Source organism: Paenibacillus phytorum (assembly GCF_013141715.1).
In the GTDB taxonomy this organism is placed as follows: Bacteria; Bacillota; Bacilli; order Paenibacillales; family NBRC-103111; genus Paenibacillus_E; species Paenibacillus_E phytorum.
Window position 1 is genome coordinate 1 of record NZ_WHOA01000013.1, and the last position, 6,570, is coordinate 6,570.

At 37.7% G+C, this 6,570-nt stretch carries 10 protein-coding genes; all 10 read left to right on the forward strand.

The window, feature by feature from the left end; genetic code table 11:
- Positions 1–551: 551 nt before the first annotated feature.
- Positions 552–974, forward strand: a complete 423-nt coding sequence (locus GC098_RS02400; RefSeq protein WP_171640625.1) for a hypothetical protein — start codon at positions 552–554, stop codon at positions 972–974.
- Positions 975–1,145: 171 nt separating this feature from the next.
- A complete protein-coding gene (locus tag GC098_RS02405; protein WP_171640627.1) occupies positions 1,146–1,490 on the forward strand; it encodes a hypothetical protein in 345 nt (114 codons plus the stop codon).
- A gap of 205 nt (positions 1,491–1,695) precedes the next feature.
- Positions 1,696–1,995 carry a hypothetical protein gene (locus GC098_RS02410; protein ID WP_171640629.1) on the forward strand — a complete coding sequence of 100 codons (300 nt, stop codon included), beginning with the start codon at positions 1,696–1,698 and terminating at the stop codon, positions 1,993–1,995.
- Positions 1,996–2,657: 662 nt separating this feature from the next.
- A complete protein-coding gene (locus GC098_RS02415; protein ID WP_171640630.1) occupies positions 2,658–2,822 on the forward strand; it encodes a hypothetical protein in 165 nt (54 codons plus the stop codon).
- Positions 2,823–2,844: 22 nt separating this feature from the next.
- Positions 2,845–3,501, forward strand: a complete 657-nt coding sequence (locus GC098_RS02420) for a hypothetical protein (protein ID WP_171640632.1) — start codon at positions 2,845–2,847, stop codon at positions 3,499–3,501.
- Positions 3,502–3,709: 208 nt separating this feature from the next.
- A complete protein-coding gene (locus tag GC098_RS02425; RefSeq protein ID WP_171640634.1) occupies positions 3,710–4,234 on the forward strand; it encodes a dual specificity protein phosphatase family protein in 525 nt (174 codons plus the stop codon).
- Between the two features lie 99 nt (positions 4,235–4,333).
- Positions 4,334–4,723, forward strand: a complete 390-nt coding sequence (locus GC098_RS02430; protein ID WP_171640636.1) for a hypothetical protein — start codon at positions 4,334–4,336, stop codon at positions 4,721–4,723.
- A 123-nt stretch (positions 4,724–4,846) separates the two neighbouring features.
- Positions 4,847–5,125, forward strand: a complete 279-nt coding sequence (locus GC098_RS02435) for a YjcN family protein (protein ID WP_171640638.1) — start codon at positions 4,847–4,849, stop codon at positions 5,123–5,125.
- A 134-nt stretch (positions 5,126–5,259) separates the two neighbouring features.
- Positions 5,260–5,604, forward strand: coding sequence for a hypothetical protein (locus GC098_RS02440; RefSeq protein ID WP_171640640.1), 345 nt, complete (start codon positions 5,260–5,262; stop codon positions 5,602–5,604).
- 253 nt (positions 5,605–5,857) lie between these two features.
- Entirely contained in the window at positions 5,858–6,460 is a 603-nt protein-coding gene (locus tag GC098_RS02445) for an MBL fold metallo-hydrolase (protein ID WP_376773819.1), read from the forward strand.
- Positions 6,461–6,570 lie beyond the last annotated feature (110 nt).

Genomic DNA, 6,570 nt, shown 5'->3' on the forward strand with positions numbered 1-6,570 from the left:
AACGATAGTTGAATAAACACCTATGACGAGGCTGCCTGCATGCATGAATGGCAGCCTTTTACTCATCTAATGGGTAGAGATTGAACTACGTCAGAAATACTTTAAATATTTTTTGAGGATGTGTCGATTCTGCAGTATGCCGTTCGTCGTATTAATATAGGTAAGAATATAACCAGTCGAAATAAGGCAGCGGTTCCTCATTGAAGCACGGGACATGGAGGAAGCGATCCGGGTGGCTTCCGACATCCGACCACGCAGGTAGGTGCGGGCGAGCAGTTTGGCTTGGCATTGAGATCCGCCCTATCCATTACTTCGAGATTAGAGAGCCAAAGATCTAGTTTCTTATTTCCTATAGAGGAGGAGCTTGTTTACAGCAGCTCCTCTTTTGTTGTTCATTGAAGTAACGGGCAGTTTAGTGGAGTAATTTCAACTAAATGAAACATAATCATAATCGTATCGTCTGTAATAGAGTAAAACAACTCGTTATAACGAACCCTTGGAAGTGTTTTTGAGAATAGTTAATAATAACTTATTAAAAGGATGAAACAACAATGAACCCCTTTTTCAAGATCATGTTCGTTTGCATTTTGCTATTAATAATAATTGGATGCTATAAAGACCCAAAAATTGAAGGGGCAAATAAGATTAGTCAAATGGAGAGAACCTCCACATCAGAGAAGATATTTAAACAGAACAAAGACGCGGATATTCTATGTGTCTATGGTGCACGTTTTTATAAACGCGCCGAAGATCAGGAAAAATATAAACAAATGGATTTGAAAATAAATCATGAGTTAGGCGAGGTAAGAAAAGAGTACAAAGATGGAAATATTTTTGAAGATTACATGGCAACTAAACTCCAAGTTGGGACAAAGATATTTACGATTCAAGGTCAAATGCAATCTGAATTGCTTCTTGTAAAACTGGGAGAAAAATACGTTGCATATGTATATCAGAATTCAAAGGATTTGTAAAAGACCCCTCGTGTGAAGCGATTCATGAAACATACGATAGTTGAAGAGCTTGCGTTTCGAAAAAATCAAAGAAGAGTTCCAAGCTATTAAAGGGACAGCAAAGAATTTTATTTTGGGGAGTTGTTTCATCTGTATTATCTAAGGCATGCAGCAATTGGGCTCATAAGTCTGATGGTTGGCTTGTTTGTATCCAAGTATTTAAATGGTCTTTGGTTTACGTTATGGTTGAAAGGAAGAGAATTTGACGGATTAAAACATGCTTATTTCAATCATATCTATATGGCAGCAGGTTTAATGGTTGGCTTGATAACGGGTATTGGACTTAAACTTAAAATGGATGTGATAATGATTCGATTCTTTACGGGACCTTTAATCCTGATGTGGATTCTCTATCTCTTCTTTGGTGTGAAAGCAGGGATGAGGTGTGGAGTTGCTTACGTATTTGCTTTTGCCCTCTCCATCTTGTTGACCTATGTATCATCTAAAAAAAATGAAGATGACCTGTTCAGCATCTGACGAATAAACGCTAGCTCGCTAAACTAACGGAGAATGATAGTTGAATAAGAATACCACAACAGGCTACCGCTGATTTGATCTCGGTAGCCTGCTCCATTAACGGGCAGGTTAACGCAACTTCCAAGTAATGGAATCGTATGAAATATGGGAACTCGTGCAATAATTTGCCTTTTTTGAAGTGGAGAAACTTTAATTTGGAGGAAACATGAAGAAAAAATATCAGGTATCTATAGGGGCAATAATAGTCATTATTGTATATTTATTTCTAACAAACCCGAGTGAATCAAAGTACGTAAGTTGGTTAGAAAATAACCACGAAATTTCCTGTATCAATGATGGTCTTGCTTTAAACTGTAAACAAGCTAAAGAAATAATTGAATGGAAATCGCGGTCTGTAAATGACTATGGAATTTTTTCGATTTATAGAGATTACTATGAAGACAAGAACGGGGAAAAAATTGAAATAAAAGCAATTGGAATATTAAACATAGTATATAACAAATGACTATGAAATCATTTGGTTGTAGTTAAAAGGAAGTGTGGTACATCAGATAACGTTGAACTAACGAGGAACGATAGTTCGATAAAAAAGCGGCAGTCTAAGACTTTATTTTCCTTGAACAAGGGGAGGACGAAGACGGGATCAAAATTTGTATCCAGGTGGCCCGAAAAATTGCGGACAGCGGTCTGCAGATCGAAGCATTGAAGGTTATCAAAAACTCGCCTCGTGTAGAGAAAGACGCAAGAAGAAAGCACGGATATTACTTAGGATAGACCGTAGCTGGAAGTCATGGCAAGCAAACGACTGTAGACCGGAACTATACATTTTCACTACTATTTAATTACATTTTATGGTAAAACAAATCAAACAAATGAATAGGAGTGAGTATTGATGAGCGTAGATAAAGTTTGTCCTAGATGTAATAGTACTCAGATTGGTCAGGGAATACTAAAAGGTACTGCTAGCATTGTTCCTAAAGGAAAGCTTACAATATCGGGGTCTGCGATAATTTCATCGATTTGTGTTGAATGTGGGTACATTATATCAAGATATGTGGAAAAACCAGAGAAATTTAAATAGGTGGTATTATCCCCTTCAAGTAGACACTCAAAAAAAACCTCATGTTATGTTGAGGAAATGAGTGAATACTGGGAGGGGATATTTTTATGGCTAAAAAAGGACAGATATTTGAGCATTATACGAAAGCACAATTACAAATAGGCTGCCAGCATCCGCTGCAGCCTATTGAACTAACGTGCAGGATAGTTCAACAGGTGAATACCGAAAAGGGATTATTTATAATAAAACGAATTATATTATTATTGAAATAATGGAAGGATTGAATTGTCAATCATGACTAATAAAATAACTTTTAAAGATAATCCATGGAAAGCTGGACATCGAATCCTGAATTTTATTTGGAGTGGTCACATAAATGAAGATGGACTCTGGTTTGACTTCCATTTAGAATCTGCCGATTACGATGAAGAAAATAATGAGTTGGATTCTCAAGATGATGAAGAAGTATCTGACTGGCAGGCAAAAATCGTTTGGAATAATTATCATAATTGTACGCTATCATCAACTTACTGGGGAGAGGCTAGTGGATTTCAGGTAGGGAAAGAGCTAAATCAATTTGACATTAGAAAACTCGGTTCAAAGGTGTATGATGTCGATCCGTTGTCAAAATATGATTTTGACAATCCGTCTTTTAATATTTATTTATTAGGACACGATTCTGTTGCTGAACATCGGATACATTTCTCAGAAAACGAATTAAATAAATTTGATATAAAATGGGAAGGGAAAATTGCTCTCACCTATGCTGGTCAAAATGAATTTCTACATTCGTTTGAAGCGAATTTATTGAATGTAAGTTTTCAAGGTTTTGATATCCCTGAAGAAGTGCCGGATAAACGAGCGCTTGAATTACTAGAAATATTTACGGTTGAATCTGAAATTTATACCATCTCAAAAGTCAATGGACAACGGAAGATTATTATCAATTGATGTCGAATACAAGAACATACAAATGTGAGGAAAAGGTAATTCATTTAACGGAAAACAATAGCACAATATCAACAGGCTGCCGGCTTACTCGGCAGCCTGTTGAAGTAACGGGCAGATTTGCTTAATAATAGTGTAATAGTTCTTAAGAAAAACTGATCAAAAATTCCTGAATATGGTAACATATGAGTAAAGAAATTAGAGGTGTATTATGAAACATCAACCTCCAGACTGGGAAAGTAAATATGGTTACTCCGAGATAATAAAAGATAAGCTATATCTCGGCGGTGAAGATGACATAGACGAGTTGTTATATGGAGTTGTTGAGGCCCGTAATATAAATCGAACTGGAAAATTCGAAAATCAACCAACTCCTAAGATTGATGTTTGGATTGATTTAAGAGACATTAGATCGTCAAATCGTAATGTATACACACCAGAAGGAATTGAATATATTGTATTTCCTTTTCGTGATGGTGAATTAAGTGAAGCGAAAGAGTTTTTACCAAAAGCAAAGGAAGCCCTTCAAAATAGAATCGAACGAAACAAACGAATTCTTGTTACTTGTCATCAAGGAAGGTCTCGTTCTGTTATGTTACTACTGTGGTTTTTAGGTGAGAAAGGGGGCTCTTTCACAAAAGCTTTTAAAGAAATAAAAGCAAAGCGCCCTATTATAGAACCTGATAAAAATTTCAAACCGCTAATCGAAGAGTGGAAGAAAGAATACCCAAACTGAGTGAAGGACTTAACTATCGAGAAACTATAGTTGAGGGGCTTGCTTTGCGGCTCCTCTTGTGTCTATTAAAGTAATGAGCAGGATAACGAGGTGACAGTCTTGAAGAAAAAAACAAGAAGAATTATTGTAGGCGAAAAGGAATACTTATATTTGATTAAACAAGAGTATAGGCAAAATTCAAGCAATATTTCTCTAAAGATATTTTTAAAGGGCTTGAAAAACTTAACTTGTACATTCCTGTTTTGTACTTGGGATGATCCTATTACGGGGAGCCCGCTATTAGTAGGTGTCGACTTAAAAAATAAAGAAACCAACAATACAGAAAATTATAATTTGCATTATCCAAGAACTATTAGAGATTTCATTTTGTATGGCTTGGAAAATGGATGGACTGGTGAAAATATTATAGAATTCCAAGACGGACTCTATATTATAAGTGAGATGGGATATGACATTTCATGGCTTAAGCCAGAAAAAAGACTGGGGTAACAATGTAACAACGTTACGCTAACGGGAGAACAATAGTTCAATATCAATAGGGCTGTCTCGTGCAGACCTTTGCACAGCCTTTAAAACCAGGATAATAATGTACGAGAGGATGATACAATGTCGATGTCGAAGAGAAAGCAGAATTGGGTTATATCTATCACGACATTGTTAGTGATTTATTTGTTTTTCTTTCCCACTCCAACGGCGGAATTAGCGGTTAGGAAGCATTTATTCTTCTCTCTCCATCCGATTAAGGTTTTCAGTGCTCAAGTTAAAGGGACGGGAAGTACTTCTTTTGGGGGAGCGAAATTGTACTATGTAGGTGATGTATCCCGATCTTATATTTGGGTGAAGAAAAATAGGTTAGGTTATCGTGTGATTGCGGATGGAACTGGACCATGATTTTTACGAACGGGTTGTAATGGAGAATATTTCTTTTAAATACAAATATCTGAGGAAGTGGTCTCTATGAGTTATGATCTTCATATACCAAGGCTTTTACTCTATGCGGCGCTGATAAAATGGTAATCGGTCTAATGATAACTATTGCAAATAGAATTGGAGCTCGAGTTCAAGGCGATGAAGGCGAATATTATGATAATACGAATAATTCATATACGGAACCGCCCGAGCATCTGCGCATGGAGCCAGTAGTAAATATCTATGAGTCTGATATCAAAATTCCCGATGAGCAACTAAAATTTATTGGATCTCTTGGGGTCGAAGATGAAATCCAACATGATAAATTTGGAACAGGTAAAATTCTTGAAATTACTGGCAGAGGGAACGATACAGAATTCATAGTAAAATTCATGGATGGAATTGGTACTAAAAGAGTACTAGCTTGTTTTGCACCAATTAGACCTTGTAAACAGGATTAACTTGTTGAGCTAACGAGGAACTATAGTTTAGAACAAAACAAGGAGCAGCACTGCGGCAGCTGCTCCTTGTTTTTATTAGGTTTAATTGCAGTTAGTTAATCAAGTCATAAAATGTGCAATCACAATCAGTATTTTGTATGCGGCAGGCATGCCACGCTTTTTCTCATGGCTCAGGAATAACCGAACCTTGAACCAAGTCCAGCATGTCCTGCTTGGCGCTGTCCTTCTGTCCGATTACAGTCCCTCTCAGCGTATACCGGATCCTGGTGTCCGGCTCACCCGGCACTGGTCTGAGCAGACTGGCAACATAGGCCGTATGCTTCATCCGGTCATGGAAAAGGTAGGAGTGTCGTTCGACAAACTAAAAGTTGTGATTTTGACGCATCAGGATGTGGATCATATAGGCAGTCTTCCTGAGATTTTGAAGGAGTGTGGCAATGATGTTAAAGTATATGCACACGAGCTGGATAAGCCGTATATTAAGGAGGAGATACCTCTTATAAAAGACGGTCACCTTGAGAATCCCCCGAAGGGCAAAGTAGATGAAACCTTGATAGACGGTCAGGAACTGCCGTTTTGCGGCAGGCTTCGCGTCATCCATACTCCTGGGCATACTCCCGGTCATATCAGCCTTTATTTAAGGCAAAGTAAGACTCTCATTGCCGGGGATTCGATGTACAGTGTAGACGGGATTCTCGGGGGAATTCATGTCCCGACCACATTGGATATGAATGCAGCTCGTCTCTCTTTGAAAAAATATGTAGACCTTGACATTGCATCCGTGGTTTGTTATCACGGGGGATTAAGTAATGTAAATGTAAATGATCAGATAGTAGGACTTAGCCAAGGATTATAAAGTTAAGGTTTCAGCAAGTTATCTTTTAGTGAAACGATGTTGTTACGCTAACGAGGGTTGAGGGTCTTGCTTCGCAGCAGCTCCTCTTCGTTTATTAAAGTAACGGGCAG

What these genes read in the sequence shown, in the direction of transcription:
- GC098_RS02435 (WP_171640638.1), top strand. Translation starts at nt 4,847, where the DNA reads ATGTCGAAGAGAAAGCAGAATTGGGTTATATCTATCACGACATTGTTA.
- GC098_RS02425 (WP_171640634.1), top strand. Translation starts at nt 3,710, where the DNA reads ATGAAACATCAACCTCCAGACTGGGAAAGTAAATATGGTTACTCCGAG.
- GC098_RS02420 (WP_171640632.1), top strand. Translation starts at nt 2,845, where the DNA reads ATGACTAATAAAATAACTTTTAAAGATAATCCATGGAAAGCTGGACAT.
- GC098_RS02415 (WP_171640630.1), top strand. Translation starts at nt 2,658, where the DNA reads ATGGCTAAAAAAGGACAGATATTTGAGCATTATACGAAAGCACAATTA.
- GC098_RS02405 (WP_171640627.1), top strand. Translation starts at nt 1,146, where the DNA reads ATGGTTGGCTTGTTTGTATCCAAGTATTTAAATGGTCTTTGGTTTACG.
- GC098_RS02440 (WP_171640640.1), top strand. Translation starts at nt 5,260, where the DNA reads ATGATAACTATTGCAAATAGAATTGGAGCTCGAGTTCAAGGCGATGAA.
- GC098_RS02410 (WP_171640629.1), top strand. Translation starts at nt 1,696, where the DNA reads ATGAAGAAAAAATATCAGGTATCTATAGGGGCAATAATAGTCATTATT.
- GC098_RS02400 (WP_171640625.1), top strand. Translation starts at nt 552, where the DNA reads ATGAACCCCTTTTTCAAGATCATGTTCGTTTGCATTTTGCTATTAATA.